At 67.2% G+C, this 16,080-nt stretch carries 11 protein-coding genes; all 11 read left to right on the top strand.

The window, feature by feature from the left end; all coding sequences use genetic code 11:
• Positions 1–166: 166 nt before the first annotated feature.
• Positions 167–1,162 carry a tRNA dihydrouridine synthase DusB gene (gene dusB, locus SF06_RS00925; RefSeq protein ID WP_027589914.1) on the top strand — a complete coding sequence of 332 codons (996 nt, stop codon included), beginning with the start codon at positions 167–169 and terminating at the stop codon, positions 1,160–1,162.
• Positions 1,159–1,470 (top strand): DNA-binding transcriptional regulator Fis, encoded by a 312-nt coding sequence (fis, locus tag SF06_RS00920; protein WP_027589913.1) that lies wholly within the window; start codon positions 1,159–1,161, stop codon positions 1,468–1,470. Before dusB ends, fis begins: the two co-directional genes overlap by 4 nt.
• A gap of 44 nt (positions 1,471–1,514) precedes the next feature.
• The gene (purH, locus tag SF06_RS00915; RefSeq protein WP_039559412.1) at positions 1,515–3,122 is read left to right on the top strand and encodes a bifunctional phosphoribosylaminoimidazolecarboxamide formyltransferase/IMP cyclohydrolase; all 1,608 of its coding nucleotides are present in this window, start codon (positions 1,515–1,517) and stop codon (positions 3,120–3,122) included.
• Positions 3,123–3,240: 118 nt separating this feature from the next.
• Entirely contained in the window at positions 3,241–4,530 is a 1,290-nt protein-coding gene (gene purD, locus SF06_RS00910) for a phosphoribosylamine--glycine ligase (protein WP_039559410.1), read from the top strand.
• A 119-nt stretch (positions 4,531–4,649) separates the two neighbouring features.
• The gene (locus SF06_RS00905) at positions 4,650–7,400 is read left to right on the top strand and encodes a response regulator (protein ID WP_039559407.1); all 2,751 of its coding nucleotides are present in this window, start codon (positions 4,650–4,652) and stop codon (positions 7,398–7,400) included.
• Positions 7,401–7,496: 96 nt separating this feature from the next.
• Entirely contained in the window at positions 7,497–8,093 is a 597-nt protein-coding gene (locus SF06_RS00900; protein WP_027589909.1) for a MarC family protein, read from the top strand.
• Positions 8,094–8,347: 254 nt separating this feature from the next.
• A complete protein-coding gene (atzF, locus tag SF06_RS00895; RefSeq protein WP_175610497.1) occupies positions 8,348–10,156 on the top strand; it encodes an allophanate hydrolase in 1,809 nt (602 codons plus the stop codon).
• Between the two features lie 16 nt (positions 10,157–10,172).
• The gene (locus SF06_RS18810) at positions 10,173–10,298 is read left to right on the top strand and encodes a hypothetical protein (protein ID WP_267882093.1); all 126 of its coding nucleotides are present in this window, start codon (positions 10,173–10,175) and stop codon (positions 10,296–10,298) included.
• Positions 10,291–13,926 carry an urea carboxylase gene (gene uca / locus SF06_RS00890; RefSeq protein ID WP_039559396.1) on the top strand — a complete coding sequence of 1,212 codons (3,636 nt, stop codon included), beginning with the start codon at positions 10,291–10,293 and terminating at the stop codon, positions 13,924–13,926. Before SF06_RS18810 ends, uca begins: the two co-directional genes overlap by 8 nt.
• A gap of 1 nt (position 13,927) precedes the next feature.
• A complete protein-coding gene (locus SF06_RS00885; protein ID WP_039559394.1) occupies positions 13,928–14,644 on the top strand; it encodes a GntR family transcriptional regulator in 717 nt (238 codons plus the stop codon).
• A gap of 70 nt (positions 14,645–14,714) precedes the next feature.
• Positions 14,715–15,977, top strand: coding sequence for an urea ABC transporter substrate-binding protein (urtA, locus tag SF06_RS00880; protein ID WP_039559393.1), 1,263 nt, complete (start codon positions 14,715–14,717; stop codon positions 15,975–15,977).
• The last annotated feature ends 103 nt before the right edge of the window (positions 15,978–16,080 follow it).

Raw genomic sequence — 16,080 nt, 5'->3', positions numbered from 1 at the left:
AACCACGCCTGGTCGGTTAGCTGATTCCACACGGCGATAACGCTCCGGCTGTTCAGAATTTGTTCAAAACCAACTTTAACCGGGCCCGGAGAGCGGGTATCATGCCCACCCTTTTTTGCAGCCTCCGATCGACCTGAGCCAGCAGGCCCCAGAGCAGGGAAGTCCTATGTCAGCGGTACGTATCGGCCCCTACGAATTGCCCAATCGACTGATCCTCGCGCCCATGGCGGGCGTGACGGACAGGCCGTTCCGCCAGCTTTGCCGGCGGCTCGGCGCCGGGCTCGTGGTGTCGGAAATGCTCACCAGCGACGTGCGCCTGTGGCACAGCCGCAAGTCGCGCCTGCGCATGCTGCACGCCGACGACCCGGAACCGCGTTCGGTGCAGATCGCCGGCGGCGATCCGCAGATGCTCGCCGAGGCAGCGCGCGCCAACGTGGAGCTGGGCGCGCAGATCATCGACATCAACATGGGCTGCCCCGCCAAGAAAGTCTGCAACAAGGCGGCCGGTTCGGCGCTCATGAAGGACGAAAAGCTGGTCGCGGAAATCCTTTCGGCCGTGGTGGGCGCAGTGGATGTGCCCGTCACGCTGAAGATCCGCACCGGCTGGGACCGCGATAACAAGAACGGGCTGACCGTGGCACGGATTGCCGAACAGGAAGGCATTGCCGCGCTCGCCGTGCATGGCCGCACACGGGCCGACCTGTACACCGGGGAAGCGGAGTACGACACCATCGCCACCATCAAGCAGGCCGTTTCCATGCCGGTGTTCGCCAACGGCGACATCACCTCACCGGAAAAGGCCCGCCAGGTGCTGGCGCACACCGGCGCCGACGCACTGCTGATCGGCCGCGCGGCGCAGGGGCGCCCGTGGATCTTCCGGGAGATCAACCATTTCCTGGAAACCGGGGAACGCCTGCCCGAGCCGGGGCTGCAAGAAGTGGAACGAATACTGCTGGATCATCTGTCGGCACTGCACGCCTTTTACGGCGACGAGATGGGCGTTCGCATCGCCCGCAAGCATGTCGGCTGGTATCTGGCAACGCTGCCGGGCGCCAGGGAGTTCCGCGCCCAATTCAATCGTCTGGACAGCACGCACGCGCAGTGCGCCGATGTTCGTGAATTCTTCGCCGCGCGGAATGCAGAGGAAGAGGTGGCCGCATGACCATGACCGAGACATTTGAAACTGGAACAACCCCCGTGAGTGAGCAAGCCAATCTGAAACAGCACCTGAACGCGCCCGGCCAGCAGACCCTGCGTGGCAGCGTGGAACAGGCGCTGCGCAACTATTTCGCCCATCTGGAAGGCGCTCCTGCCACGGACGTGTACAACATGGTGCTGGCCGAAGTCGAAGCACCCCTGCTGGAAACCGTGATGAATTACGTGAAGGGCAACCAGACCAAGGCTTCCGAGCTGCTGGGCCTCAATCGCGGCACCCTGCGCAAGAAGCTCAAGCAGTACGACCTGCTCTGAGCCTGACCGAGTTCTCCCCCTTTCAATTGCATGATGGCTTTCCAATGACTCACCAGACCACCCGCCTCCCCGTCCGCCGCGCCCTGATCAGCGTTTCCGACAAGACCGGCATCGTCGACTTCGCCCGTGAGCTCGCCGCGCTCGGCGTGGAGATCCTCTCCACCGGCGGCACCTACAAGCTGCTCAAGGACAACGGCGTCAATGCCGTGGAAGTCGCCGACTACACCGGCTTCCCGGAAATGATGGATGGCCGGGTGAAGACCCTGCACCCGAAGATCCACGGTGGCATCCTCGGTCGCCGTGACCTGGATGGCGCAGTCATGGCCGAACACGGCATCGCCCCGATCGACCTGGTGGCGGTCAACCTCTACCCGTTCGCGGCCACCGTGGCCAAGCCGGGCTGCACCCTGCCGGATGCCATCGAGAACATCGACATCGGCGGCCCGACCATGGTCCGCAGCGCGGCGAAGAACCACAAGGACGTCGCCATCGTGGTCAACGCCGGCGACTACGCAGGGATCGTCGAATCCCTGAAGGCCGGCGGCCTGACCTACGCCCAGCGTTTCGACCTGGCCCTCAAGGCCTTCGAGCACACCGCCGCCTACGACGGCATGATCGCCAACTACCTGGGCACCATCGACCAGGCCGCCGAAACCCTGTCCACCGAAGGCCGTGGCCAGTTCCCGCGCACCTTCAACAGCCAGTTCATCAAGGCGCAGGAAATGCGCTACGGCGAGAACCCGCACCAGATCGCCGCCTTCTACGTCGAGCCGCAGAAGGGCGAGGCCAGCGTGGCCACCGCCGTGCAGCTGCAGGGCAAGGAGCTGTCCTACAACAACGTGGCCGACACCGACGCTGCGCTGGAATGCGTGAAGAGCTTCGTCAAGCCGGCCTGCGTGATCGTCAAGCATGCCAACCCGTGCGGCGTGGCCGTGGTGCCGGAAAACGAAGGCGGCATCCGCAAGGCCTATGACCTGGCCTATGCCACCGACAGCGAATCCGCCTTCGGCGGCATCATCGCCTTCAACCGCGAGCTGGACGGCGAAACCGCCAAGGCCATCGTCGAGCGCCAGTTCGTCGAAGTGATCATCGCCCCGAAGGTCTCCGCCGAAGCCCGCGCCGTGGTGGCCGCCAAGGCCAACGTGCGCCTGCTGGAATGCGGCGAATGGCCGGCCGAACGCGCCGCCGGCTGGGACTTCAAGCGCGTCAACGGTGGTCTGCTGGTGCAGAGCCGCGACATCGGCATGATCACCGCCGATGACCTGAAGGTGGTGACCCAGCGCGCGCCGAGCGAGCAGGAAATCCACGACCTGGTGTTCGCCTGGAAGGTGGCCAAGTTCGTCAAGTCCAACGCCATCGTCTACGCGAAGAACCGCCAGACCGTCGGCGTCGGCGCCGGCCAGATGAGCCGCGTCAACTCCGCACGCATCGCCGCCATCAAGGCTGAGCATGCCGGTCTGCAGGTGCAGGGCGCCGTCATGGCCTCCGACGCGTTCTTCCCGTTCCGCGACGGCATCGACAACGCCGCCAAGGCCGGCATCACCGCCGTGATCCAGCCGGGTGGCTCGATGCGCGACCAGGAAGTGATCGATGCGGCCAATGAGGCCGGCATCGCGATGGTGTTCACGGGCATGCGCCACTTCCGCCATTGATCCGCTGGTGGATGGCTTCGGCCATCCACCCTACACGGAACGCCAGACATCGTAGGGTGGATAACGCTTTGTTTATCCACCGAGCGGGCCGCAGGCCCGCCCCCATTGGGAGAGAGAAATGAACGTACTGATCATCGGCAGCGGCGGTCGCGAGCACGCGCTGGCCTGGAAGGTCGCGCAGGATTCGCGCGTCGCGAAGGTCTTCGTCGCCCCCGGCAACGCCGGCACCGCCACCGAAGCCAAGTGCGAGAACGTCGCCATCGACGTGCTGAACATCGAGGCGCTGGCCGACTTCGCCGCGAAGAACGTGCAGCTGACCATCGTCGGCCCGGAAGCGCCGCTGGTGAAGGGCGTGGTCGACCTGTTCCGCTCGCGCGGCCTGGACATCTTCGGCCCGACCGCCGCCGCCGCGCAGCTGGAAGGCTCCAAAGCGTTCACCAAGGACTTCCTGGCCCGCCACAAGATTCCCACCGCCGACTACCAGAACTTCACCGAAGTGGAACCGGCACTGGCCTACCTGCGTGAAAAGGGCGCGCCGATCGTCATCAAGGCCGACGGCCTGGCCGCCGGCAAGGGCGTGATCGTCGCCATGACCCTCGAAGAAGCCGAAGCCGCCGTGCGCGACATGCTCTCCGGCAACGCCTTCGGTGACGCCGGTTCGCGCGTGGTCATCGAGGAATTCCTCGACGGCGAGGAAGCCAGCTTCATCGTCATGGTCGACGGCGAAAATGTGCTGCCCATGGCCACCAGCCAGGACCACAAGCGCGTCGGCGACGGCGACACCGGTCCGAACACCGGCGGCATGGGCGCTTATTCCCCCGCGCCGGTAGTCACCGACGCCGTGCACCAGCGCGTGATGGACGAGATCATCTACCCGACCGTGCGCGGCATGGCCAGTGAAGGCAACGTCTACACCGGCTTCCTGTACGCCGGCCTGATGATCGACCAGAGCGGCGCCCCCAAGGTCATCGAGTTCAACTGCCGCTTTGGCGACCCGGAAACCCAGCCGATCATGTGCCGACTGGAATCCTCGCTGGTGCTGCTGGTCGAGGCCGCGCTGGCCAAGGCGCTGAACAAGGTCGAAGCCACCTGGGACCCGCGTCCCACCGTGGGCGTGGTGCTGGCCGCCGGCGGCTACCCGGGCGACTACGCCAAGGGTGACGTGATCGAAGGCCTGGCCGACGCCGCGCAACTGGACGGCAAGGTGTTCCATGCCGGCACCGCGCTGAATGCCCAGGGCCAGGTGGTCACCGCCGGTGGCCGCGTGCTGTGTGCCACCGCCATCGGCCGCACGGTATCCGACGCCCAGCAGCAGGCCTACCGCCTGGCAGAGAAGATCCGCTGGAACGGCATGTTCTATCGCAAGGACATTGGCTATCGCGCCATTGCCCGCGAGCAGAACCGTTAATCGGAAACTCCTGCACAGCTGCCCGAAAAAGACGGATTTTTATCCGTCTTTTTTGTTTAACCCTGTGGATCGATGTCTATAATCGACCACTTTTTTCACGGATCGAGACGAGAGTTGTCGTGCAGCAGTCAAGGAGAGTGATTGCAGTACTCATGGCGCTGTTGCTCAGCCTCCTGGCCACGGCCACCCTGGCCGCAGCGCACGCCGAGCCTGCGCTGCGCTGGAGTCTGTTCGACGACACCAGCGGCCGACTGGCCCTTGATGACGTGCGCGAAGCGCCCTTCCGGCCCCTGGCCTCTGCCAGCTTCTCCCGCCCCCCGTCGCCCGGTGCGCTCTGGCTGCACGTCAGCCTGCCGCCACTCGATGCCCCGCGCTGGCTGTGGCTGCTCGCCCCCAAGGCGCAGGAGATTGACTACTTCCTGTTCGAGCGCGGCGAGCCGATCACCCATTTCACCTCCGGGGAACGCCATCCGCAGCAGGCGGAGGTCATTCGCGCGGGGCAGGCCTATTTCGCGCGCCTGCCCTACGATGGCCAGGCGCGCGAGGTGTACCTGCGCCTGGGCAGCTACCACGCGTTGCGTGGCTGGATGCAGGTGCTGGATGAGCAAGCGCTGATCAGCCACGGCCAGCCGAGCTACCTGAACGGCGCGCTGATCGGGGCACTCTTCGCCCTGCTGGTCTATTGCCTGATCTACGCTGGCATCACGCGCAGCCTGGGCTTTGTCTGGCTGGCAGCCCTGCACGCCTCACTGCTGATCTGCGCCATGGCGCATCTTGGCCTGCTCATGGAGTTCTCCAGGCGTCTCGGGGTGCCGCAAACCCTGATCGGCGATCTGTTCGCCCTGCTGGGCCTGCTCGGTCTGCAGCTGTTCGCCCGCGACTTCTTCTCGTCGCCCTCTGTGCTGGAGCGCCTCCTGCAGCGCGCCACCCTGTGGCTGACGGCGCTGCCCTTCCTGTTGCTGGTCTATCCGCCGCTGGCGCACTGGTTCAGTCCGCTGATGTATCTGGCGCTGCTGACCGTCCCCGCCGTCGTGGGCTACCTGGCAGGGCGCCGCTACCGCTCCGGCCAGGTGGCTGTGGGCCAGGTCGGTCTGGCCATGCTGCTGCAGTTCTTCACCATCCTGCTGGTCATGCCTGTGATGCTCGGCCTGGCACAACTGCCTCACGTCGCGCTGGTCGCCAGCATCTACGTCGCCTTGGGCATGGCCGGTGTGCTGCTGTGCCTGGCCCTGCGCCAGCGCCAGCACCGGGACGCCATGCAGCGAGCCCAGGCGCGCACCGACGACGCGGTGAACCGCGCCGAACTGCGCACCAAGGCCGACTTCCTGGCCAAGATCAGCCATGAAATCCGCACGCCGATGAACGGCGTGCTGGGCATGAGCGAACTGCTGCTCGGCACCCAGCTGTCCAGCAAGCAGCGCGACTACGTGCAGACCATCCATGGTGCAGGCAACGAACTGCTCATTCTGATCAACGAGATTCTCGACATCTCCCGGCTGGAATCCGGACAGATCGAGCTGGATGACGTGGCCTTCGATCTCGGCGCGCTGATCGAGGATTGCCTGGGCATGTTCCGCGCGCGGGCCGAGCAGCAGAAGATCGAGCTGATCGGTTTCGTGCAGCCGCAGTTGCCTCGGGTGATCGCCGGCGACCCGACCCGCCTGCGCCAGGTGCTGGTCAGCCTGCTGGACAACGCTTTCCGCCAGACCCAGGACGGCGAGATCCTGCTGGCCGCCGCCCTCGACGGCGAACAGCTGCGTATTACCGTGCAGGACAGCGGTGCGCCACTGCCGGAGAGCGAACGCCAGGCGCTGCTGAATGCGGCGCTGCACAGTCCCGACCTGCTCTCTGCCAGTCGCAATGGTGGGCGCCTGGGTCTGATCATCGCCCGCCAGCTGACCCTGCTGATGGAGGGCGAGTTCGGCGTGCAGGCCGGCGAACTGCGCGGCAACACCCTGTCGCTGAGCCTGCCCCTGGATGCCGCGCAGCTGCGCCAGGCGCCGGGCGATCTGGACGAGCCGCTGCACGACGCGCGGGTGCTGATCGTCGACGACAACGAAATCTGCCGCAAGGTGCTGGTCCAGCAGTGCGCCGCCTGGGGCATGCAGGCCGTGGCGGTGGCCTCCGGTCGCGAGGCGCTGGCCATGCTGCGCACCCGCGCGCACCTGCAGAACGATTTCGATCTGGTGCTGCTCGACCATGACATGCCCGGCATGAGCGGCCTGCAACTGGCCGCGCGGATCAAGGAAGACCCACACCTCAACCGCGACATCCTGCTGATCATGCTGACCGGCGTGAACAGCGCACCGAGCAAGGTGATCGCCCGCAACGCCGGCATTCGCCGCATCCTCGCCAAGCCGGTGGCCGGCTATACCCTCAAGGCCACCCTGGCCGAAGAGCTGGGCCGCAGCCCGCAACAGCCGGCCAGCCCTTCCATGCCGGCCGAACTGCCCCCTCTGCCCAGCGATTTCCGCGTCCTGGTGGCCGAGGACAACAGCATCTCCACCAAGGTGATCCGCGGCATGCTGCGCAAGCTCAACCTGGAGCCGGATACCGTCAGCAACGGCGAGGAGGCCCTGGCGGCGCTGCGCGAGCAGCACTACGACCTGGTGCTGATGGACTGCGAGATGCCCGTCATGGACGGTTTCACCGCCACCCGCGAGCTGCGCGAATGGGAAGCCCGCGAACAGCGCCCGCGCACCCCGGTGGTGGCACTGACTGCGCACATCCTCGGCGAGCACAAGGACCGTGCGCGCCTGTGCGGCATGGACGGGCACATCGCCAAGCCGGTGGAGCTTTCGCAGCTGCGCGAGCTGCTCAATCACTGGGTGCTGGAGCGCGACCTGCACCGCCATGCGCTGAGCGGATAGCCGGTCGGACTGACGGGTCACGCAACCAGCGCTTTTAACGGACGGCTCGGCTAGAATCGCGCCGCTCAACCCACCGTTTTCCGAGACACCCCCGCCATGATCGCCGAGCTGTTCAGTATCTATCTGCGGATGCTGGTGCTTTACAGTCCCTTCTTCGTGCTCTCCTGCTTCATCAGCATGACCCGCGGCTATGCGCCGCGCGAACGCAAGCACCTGGCCTGGCGCGTGGCCACCGGCGTGCTGATCGCCAGCCTGCTGCTCTACCTGTTCGGTCGCTACATCTTCGACCTGTTCGGCATCACCATCGACGCCTTCCGCATCGGCGCCGGCAGCGTGCTGTTCATCTCCGCGCTGGGCATGGCCCAGGGCAAGGCGGTGGCGCAGAGCGACAACGTCCACCAGGACGTGACCATCGTGCCGCTGACCATCCCGCTGACCGTCGGCCCCGGCACCATCGGCGCCCTGCTGGTGATGGGCGTGGCCGATACCCAGTGGGACCAGAAGCTGGTGACCATCGCTGCGCTGGGTCTGGCCGCACTGACCGTCGGCACGGTGCTCTACCTGTCCAACCAGTTCGAAAAACTGCTCGGCGAGCAGGGCCTGCAGATCGTCAGCCGGCTGATGGGCCTGTTCGTCTGTGCGCTGGCCGCGCAGATCATCTTCACCGGCATCCAGGGCTACCTGATTCCGTAGGGGGGCAACGCCAGGCGTTGGCCACTGCTCGCGGCCTCGGTGCATCCGCAGCGGCGGCCGGAACGGCACCGACCGCCTGCGTTCGCACCACGACCACGCACCCATGCCCCGCCCCGGTGCGTCGGCGCCGCGCATCGCGCGCGAAATGCCACCGAATATGAGCGTAACGCCCTGAAAATCCAGGCCTTTCCGAACCTGGCACCACCCTTGCTCTGTCCGTTCCATCGCTTGGATACAAGATGGAACCTCAGAGCATGCCCAACGCCCCCCTCGGCTTTACCCTTGCCGACTGGCAAGCGGCCTACCGCAACCGGATAAGCCCCGCCGAACTGATCCACGCCCTGCTCGATCAGTTGAACCCGGACGATCCGGCCTGGATCACCCTGGCCAGCCGCAGCCAGCTGGATGAACAGCTCGGCGCACTCGACCGCCTGCTCGACGCCGCCGGCGGCCAGCGGGAGGCCCTGCCGCTGTTCGGCGTGCCCTTCGCCATCAAGGACAATATCGACGCCGCCGGCTGGCCCACCACCGCCGCCTGCCCTGCCTTCGCCTACCGGGCCAGCGACGACGCCCACGTGGTCGCTCGCCTGCGCGCCGCCGGCGCCATCCTGATCGGCAAGACCAACCTGGACCAGTTCGCCACCGGCCTGGTCGGCACCCGCTCGCCCTACGGCGCGGTGCCCAACAGCTTCAACCCGGACTATGTCAGCGGCGGCTCCAGCTCCGGCTCGGCCAGCGTGGTGGCGCGCGGCCTGGTGCCCTTCGCCCTGGGCACCGATACCGCCGGCTCCGGTCGCGTACCGGCCGGCTTCAACAACATCGTCGGTCTCAAGCCCACCAAGGGCTGGCTATCGACCACCGGCCTGGTGCCAGCCTGCCGCACGCTGGACTGCATCTCGGCGTTCGCCCTGACGGTGAACGACGCCCTGGCGGTGGCCAATCTGGCCGGCGGCTACGACCCGAGCGATGCCTTCAGCCGCAGCAACCCTTGCAGCGCCAAGGTCGGCGTGCCGGTCGCTGCGAAGCTGGCCTACCCGGCCGACCCGGAGTTCTACGGCGATACCCAGAACCAGACGGTCTACCTGCAAGCACTGGAGCAGCTAAAAGCCCAGGGCGCCGAGCTGACGCCGATCGACTTCAGCCCGTTCCAGACCCTGGCCGAACAGCTCTACTACGGCCCTTGGGTGGCCGAGCGCACCGTGGCTCTGGCCGGCGTCGCAGCGGAGCACATCCACCCGGTGGTGCGTGGCATCGTCGACAAGGGCCACCCGTACAGCGCCTGCGATGCCTACGGCGCCGAATACCTGCGCGCCGAGCTGGCCCGCTGCATCCACGAGGCCCTGGCGCCCTTCGACGCGCTGGTGGTGCCGACCTCGCCGACGATCCGCACCCTGGCCGAAATGGAGCAGGAGCCGGTGCTGTTCAACAGCCAGTTCGGCACCTACACCAACTTCACCAACCTGGCCGACCTCTGCGCCCTGGCCGTGCCGGCCGGTTTCCGCGCCGACGGTCTGCCGGCCGGCATCACCTTCATCGCCCCCGCCTGGCGCGACCAGGCCCTGGCCGCGCTCGGCCAGCGCTGGCAGCAGGCGCTGGCCCTACCGCTCGGCGCCACCGGGCGGCCGCTACCGGAGCTTGCGCCACTGCCCCAGGCACCCGGCAGTGTGCGCGTGGCGGTGGTCGGCGCCCACCTGACCGGTATGCCGTTGAATTTCCAGCTCACCACCCGCGACGCGGTGCGCGTCGAGCAGACCACCACGGCCCCGCACTACCGCCTGTATGCCCTGCCCGGCACCGTGCCGCCCAAGCCTGGCCTGGCGCGCATGGCCGAAGGCGCACCGATCATCGTCGAGCTGTGGGACGTGCCGCAGGCGCGCTTCGGCGAGTTCGTCGCGGAGATCCCGCCGCCGCTGGGCATCGGCAACGTGCAGTTGGCCGACGGCCGCTGGGTGAAGGGCTTTATCTGCGAGCCCTACGCCCTGCAAGGCGCCCGCGACATCACCCCCTTCGGCGGCTGGCGCGCCTTCATCGCCGCCCAGAACGCCATCCCCGTGAAGGCCTGAGGCCAAGGAGAGCGCCATGTTTCAGACCGTCCTCATCACCAACCGTGGTGACCATCCGCGAAGCGGCGCAGCGACGAAGTCAAAGTGCCGGGTGGGCGTAGCCCACCACGGCGATCTCGCCACGGAGGCCACCCATGTTTGATACCGTCCTCATCGCCAATCGTGGCGAGATCGCCGTCCGCGCCATCCGCACCCTCAAGCGCCTGGGCGTGAAGAGCGTGGCGGTGTACTCCGACGCCGACCGCAACGCCCAGCACGTGCGGGATGCCGACCTGGCCATCGCCCTGGGTGGCGACAAGCCGGCCGACAGCTACCTGCGCGTCGACAAGATCCTCGCCGCGGCCGCCGAGACCGGCGCCCAGGCCATCTACCCCGGCTACGGCTTCCTCTCGGAAAGCGCCGACTTCGCCGAGGCCTGCTCGGCCGCCGGCATCGCCTTCGTCGGCCCAACGCCCGCGCAGATCCGGGAATTCGGCCTCAAGCACCGCGCCCGCGAACTGGCCGCCGAGGCCGGGGTGCCGATGGCGCCGGGCACCGGTCTGCTGAGCAGCCTGGAAGACGCCCTGGCCGCCGCCGAGCGGATCGGCTATCCGGTGATGCTAAAGACCACCGCCGGAGGGGGCGGTATCGGCCTGACCCGCTGCGCCGATGCCGAGGCGCTGGCCAGCGCCTATGAAAGCGTCAAACGCATGGGCGAGCAGTTCTTCAGCGACGCGGGTGTGTTCCTCGAGCGCTTCGTCGATCAGGCGCGCCATGTGGAGGTGCAGATTTTCGGCGACGGCCTGGGCCGCGTGGTCGCCCTCGGCGAGCGCGACTGCTCCCTGCAGCGCCGCAACCAGAAGGTGGTGGAGGAAACCCCGGCGCCGAATCTGCCGCAGGCCACCCGCGAACGCCTGCATGCCGCCGCGGTGCAACTGGGTAGCTCGGTGAACTACCGCAGCGCCGGCACCGTGGAGTTCATCTACGACGCCGCCCGCGACGACGTCTATTTCCTGGAGGTGAACACCCGCCTGCAGGTGGAGCACCCGGTCACCGAGAGGGTCACCGGCCTGGACCTGATCGAATGCATGCTGCGCGTGGCCGCCGGCGACGCGCTGGACTGGGACGCGCTGGGCCAGGCTCCGCGGGGCGCGGCCATGGAGGTGCGCCTGTATGCCGAAGACCCGCTGAAGAATTTCCAGCCCAGCCCGGGCGCGCTCACCGATGTGCACTTTCCGGCAGGCGTGCGAGTGGATGGCTGGGTCAGCACCGGCAGCGAGGTGTCGGCCTTCTACGACCCGATGATCGCCAAGCTGATCGTGCACGGCACCAGCCGCGAGGAAGCACTGCAGAAGCTGGGGGCCGCCCTGGCCGAGACCCGCCTGCACGGCATCGCCAGCAACCTGGACTACCTGCGCCAGGTGGTGGCCGACGAGCGCTTCGCCGAGGGCCGGGTCTGGACCCGCCTGCTGGACAGCTTCCAATACACCGCCAGCGTCATCGAAGTGCTGGAACCGGGCACTTACTCCAGCGTGCAGGATTTCCCTGGCCGCCTCGGCTACTGGGACATAGGCGTGCCGCCGTCCGGACCGATGGACGACTATGCCTTCCGCCTGGCCAACCGCATCGTCGGCAACCACGCCAGCGCCGCCGGCCTGGAGTTCACCCTGCAGGGCCCGACCCTGAAATTCCACTGCGACGCGACGATCGCCCTGACCGGCGCCGACTGCCCGGCCATCCTGGACGGTGAGCCGGTGGCCTACTGGGAACCGCTGCCGGTGCGCGCCGGCCAGGTGCTGAAGCTGGGTCGCGCCGCCAGCGGCTGCCGCACCTACCTGGCGGTGCGCAACGGCCTGGACGTGCCCCTGTACCTGGGCAGCCGCTCCACCTTTGCCCTCGGCCAGTTCGGCGGCCACGCCGGCCGTACCCTGCGCCCGGCCGACATGCTGGCTATTTCCCAACCGGCGTTACCAGCCTGCACCACGCCAGCCCCGGTGGCGCCGCCGCAGGCCGCGCATGCCAGCCTGATCCCCAGCTACGGCAGCACCTGGGACATCGGCGTGCTCTACGGCCCGCATGGCGCGCCGGACTTCTTTACTCCCGAGGCCATCGAGGAGTTCTTCGCCGCCGAATGGGAAGTGCACTACAACTCCAACCGCCTTGGCGTGCGCCTGTCCGGGCCAAAGCCGAGCTGGACCCGCGCCGACGGCGGCGAGGCCGGCCTGCACCCGTCCAACGTACACGACTGCGAATACGCCATCGGCTCGATCAACTTCACCGGCGACTTCCCGGTGATCCTCACCAAGGACGGCCCGAGCCTCGGCGGTTTCGTCTGCCCGGTGACCATCGCCAAGGCCGAGCTGTGGAAGGTGGGCCAGGTCAAGCCCGGCGACCGGCTGCGCTTCCACCCCATCAGCTTCCAGCAAGCCCAGGCCCTGGAGCAGGCGCAACTGGGCAGCATCGAGGCGCTGGCGGCGATCAGCGCGGTCAGCCTGCCGGCGCCGGCGCTGCAGCCGGGCAGCACCGTGTCCGCCACCGTGCTGGCCGAGCTGCCGGCCAGCGCCGGTCGCCCACAGGTGGTCTACCGCCAGGCCGGCGACGCCTACCTGCTGCTGGAATACGGCGACAACGTGCTGGACCTGGCCCTGCGGCTGCGCGTGCACTTGCTGATGGAAGCGCTGAAGGCGGCGAACATCGACGGTCTGGCCGAACTGGCGCCCGGCGTGCGCTCCCTGCAGCTGCGTTATGACAGCCGAGTGCTGCACCAGCGCACCCTGCTTGACCACCTGCTGCGCCTGGAGGAAACGCTGGGCGACGTCAGCAACCTCAAGGTGCCGACCCGCATCGTGCACCTGCCGATGGCCTTCGAGGACAGCGCCACCCTCGGCGCGGTGACCCGCTACCGGGAAACCGTGCGCGCCGAGGCGCCCTGGCTGCCGAACAACGTCGACTTCCTACAGCGCATCAACGGCCTGGATAGCCGCGAGCGGGTCAAGGACATCCTTTACGGCGCCAGCTACCTGATCCTCGGCCTGGGCGACGTCTATCTCGATGCGCCCTGCGCCGTGCCGCTGGACCCGCGCCATCGCCTGCTCAGTTCCAAGTACAACCCGGCGCGCACCTATACCGCCGAGGGCACGGTGGGCATCGGCGGCATGTACATGTGCATCTACGGCATGGACTCGCCCGGCGGCTATCAGCTGGTCGGCCGGACCCTGCCGATCTGGAACAAATACCTGAAGAACGCCCAGTTCGAGCGCGGCGAGCCCTGGCTGCTGAAGTTCTTCGACCAGGTGCGTTTCTACGAGGTCAGCGAGGAGGAGCTCACTGCCTTCCGCGAGGCCTTTCGCGAGGGCCGCGCGCAGATCCGCATCGAGCAGGGCGAGTTCGACTTCGCCGGGTACCAGCGCTTCCTGGTCGACAACGCGGAGAGCATCGCCGCGTTCCAGCAGCGCCAGAAGGCCGCCTTCGCCGCCGAGGTGCAGCTGTGGCGCGACGACGACCCGGCCGCCGCCCAGCCGCTGGCCAGCGCCGTGGAGGATGACGGCGACCTTAACGGCCACCTGGTCAGCGCCGAGATGAGTGGCAGCGTGTGGAAGGTGCTGGTACAGCCCGGCCAGCGCGTCGAGGCCGGCACCCCGCTGCTGGTGGTGGAAGCCATGAAGATGGAGCTGGCGGTCATTGCCCCGGTGGCCGGCATCGTCAAGTCGGTGCGCTGCCAGCCCGGCAAGGCGGTCACCCCCGGCGACGCCCTGCTGCTGCTCGAGCCCGAATCGGACGAGGCAGCCTGACATGCAGCTGCACAGTCCGGAACGGCGCAGCCGGGAACGCCCGGAGAATCTCGCCGAGCGCATCTACCAGCAGCTCAAGGACGACATCTTCGAGTTCCGCCTGCTGCCCGGCGACCGCTTCAGCGAAGGCGAGGTCGCCGAGCGCATGGCGGTCAGCCGCACCCCGGTGCGCCAGGCGCTCTACCAGTTGGAGCGCGAGGGCTTCGTCGCGGTGTCGTTCCGCAGCGGCTGGCAGGTCACGCCGTTCGACTTCCACCACTTCGAGGAGCTGTACGACGTGCGCATCGTCCTCGAACTGGAAGCGGTGCGCCGGCTGTGCGAACGCCCGGCCGGCGAGCTGCCCGCCGCGCTGGAGCAGCTGCGCGCCACCTGGCTGGTGGCGCCGGCGGGACGCCTGAGCGATGGCCGCGAGGTGTCACGGCTGGACGAGGCCTTCCACTGCCTGCTGGTGGAAGGCGCCGGCAACCGCGAGATGGCCCGCCTGCACCGTGACATCAGCGAGCGGCTGCGCATCATCCGCCGCCTGGATTTCACCCAGGGCGCCCGTATCACCGCCACCTATGAAGAACATGCCCGGATTCTCGGCGCGATCCTGTCGCGCCGCCCCGAAGAAGCACAGCGCCTGCTCAGGACCCACATCGAACTGAGCAAGGCCGAAGTGCGCAAGATCACCCTGCACATGCTGCACAACGCCCGACAACGGGCGCTGCAAGGGTGACGGTTCCACCGCCTGAAGACTGCCAACCGCTCGAACGTACGACCCCTTTTCAGTGAATGGAGATCGCAACATGCAACGTCGTCAACTGATCAAGGCACTGACCCTGTCCGCCTCGCTGGTCACCATGGGCATGAGCTGGAGCATCCAGGCCGCCGAAACCATCAAGGTCGGCATCCTGCACTCGCTGTCCGGCACCATGGCCATCTCGGAAACGTCCCTCAAGGACATGGCGCTGATGACCATCGACGAGATCAACGCCAAGGGTGGCGTGCTCGGCAAGCAGCTCGAACCAGTGGTGGTCGACCCCGCCTCCAACTGGCCGCTGTTCGCCGAGCGCGGCCGCCAGCTGCTGACCCAGGACAAGGTGGCGGTGACCTTCGGCTGCTGGACCTCGGTGTCCCGCAAGTCGGTGCTGCCGGTCTACGAGGAGCTGAACGGCCTGCTGTTCTACCCGGTGCAGTACGAAGGCGAGGAGCTGTCGGCCAACGTGTTCTACACCGGCGCGGCGCCGAACCAGCAGGCCATCCCGGCGGTGGAATACCTGCTGAGCGAAGACGGCGGTGCGGCCAAGCGCTTCTTCCTGCTGGGTACCGACTACGTCTACCCGCGCACCACCAACAAGATCCTGCGCGCCTTCCTGATTTCCAAGGGCGTGGCCGAGAAGGACATCGAAGAGGTCTACACCCCTTTCGGCCACAGCGATTACCAGACCATCGTCGCCAACATCAAGAAGTTCTCCGCCGGCGGCAAGACCGCGGTGGTGTCCACCATCAACGGCGATTCCAACGTGCCCTTCTACAAGGAACTGGCCAACCAGGGCCTGGACGCCACCGACGTGCCGGTGGTGGCCTTCTCGGTGGGTGAGGAAGAACTGCGCGGCATCGACACCAAGCCGCTGGTCGGCCACCTGGCCGCCTGGAACTATTTCCAGTCGGTGGAAAACCCGGTCAACACCGAGTTCGTGAAGAAGTGGAAGGCCTACGCCACGACCAAGGGCCTGCCGAACGCCGACAAGGCGGTGACCAACGACCCGATGGAAGCTACCTACGTGGGCATCCACATGTGGGCGCAGGCCGTGGAAAAGGCCGGCACCACCGATGTGGACAAGGTGCGGCAGGCCCTCTACGGCCAGACCTTCGCCGCGCCGAGCGGTTACACCCTGACCATGGAAAAGAACCATCACCTGCACAAGCCGGTGATGATCGGTGAAGTGCAGGAGGACGGTCAGTTCTCGGTGGTCTGGCAGACCGAAGGCCCACTGCGCGCCCAACCGTGGAGCCCGTACATCCCCGGCAACGACCAGAAGCCGGATTACGCGGTGGTGGGTAACTAAGACCCCGGCACGCCCTGCCAGCGCCGTAGGGTGGGCAACGTCCTTCCTGCCCACCAACCCACCGGCACGGCGGGCCGAGCCCGCTCGGTGGATCGGTAGAGCG

The sequence above is a fragment of the Pseudomonas flexibilis genome (assembly GCF_000802425.1).
GTDB classification, from domain to species: Bacteria; Pseudomonadota; Gammaproteobacteria; order Pseudomonadales; family Pseudomonadaceae; genus Serpens; species Serpens flexibilis.
The sequence above is the reverse complement of the archived record's forward strand: the minus strand, read 5'-3'. Positions and strand labels throughout refer to the sequence as shown.

Bases quoted from the DNA above. Each gene is read 5' to 3' on its own strand.
- SF06_RS18810 (WP_267882093.1), top strand. From the start codon at position 10,173: ATGTTTCAGACCGTCCTCATCACCAACCGTGGTGACCATCCGCGAAGC.
- fis (WP_027589913.1), top strand. From the start codon at position 1,159: ATGACCATGACCGAGACATTTGAAACTGGAACAACCCCCGTGAGTGAG.
- urtA (WP_039559393.1), top strand. From the start codon at position 14,715: ATGCAACGTCGTCAACTGATCAAGGCACTGACCCTGTCCGCCTCGCTG.
- atzF (WP_175610497.1), top strand. From the start codon at position 8,348: ATGCCCAACGCCCCCCTCGGCTTTACCCTTGCCGACTGGCAAGCGGCC.
- dusB (WP_027589914.1), top strand. From the start codon at position 167: ATGTCAGCGGTACGTATCGGCCCCTACGAATTGCCCAATCGACTGATC.
- purD (WP_039559410.1), top strand. From the start codon at position 3,241: ATGAACGTACTGATCATCGGCAGCGGCGGTCGCGAGCACGCGCTGGCC.
- SF06_RS00885 (WP_039559394.1), top strand. From the start codon at position 13,928: ATGCAGCTGCACAGTCCGGAACGGCGCAGCCGGGAACGCCCGGAGAAT.
- SF06_RS00900 (WP_027589909.1), top strand. From the start codon at position 7,497: ATGATCGCCGAGCTGTTCAGTATCTATCTGCGGATGCTGGTGCTTTAC.
- purH (WP_039559412.1), top strand. From the start codon at position 1,515: ATGACTCACCAGACCACCCGCCTCCCCGTCCGCCGCGCCCTGATCAGC.
- uca (WP_039559396.1), top strand. From the start codon at position 10,291: ATGTTTGATACCGTCCTCATCGCCAATCGTGGCGAGATCGCCGTCCGC.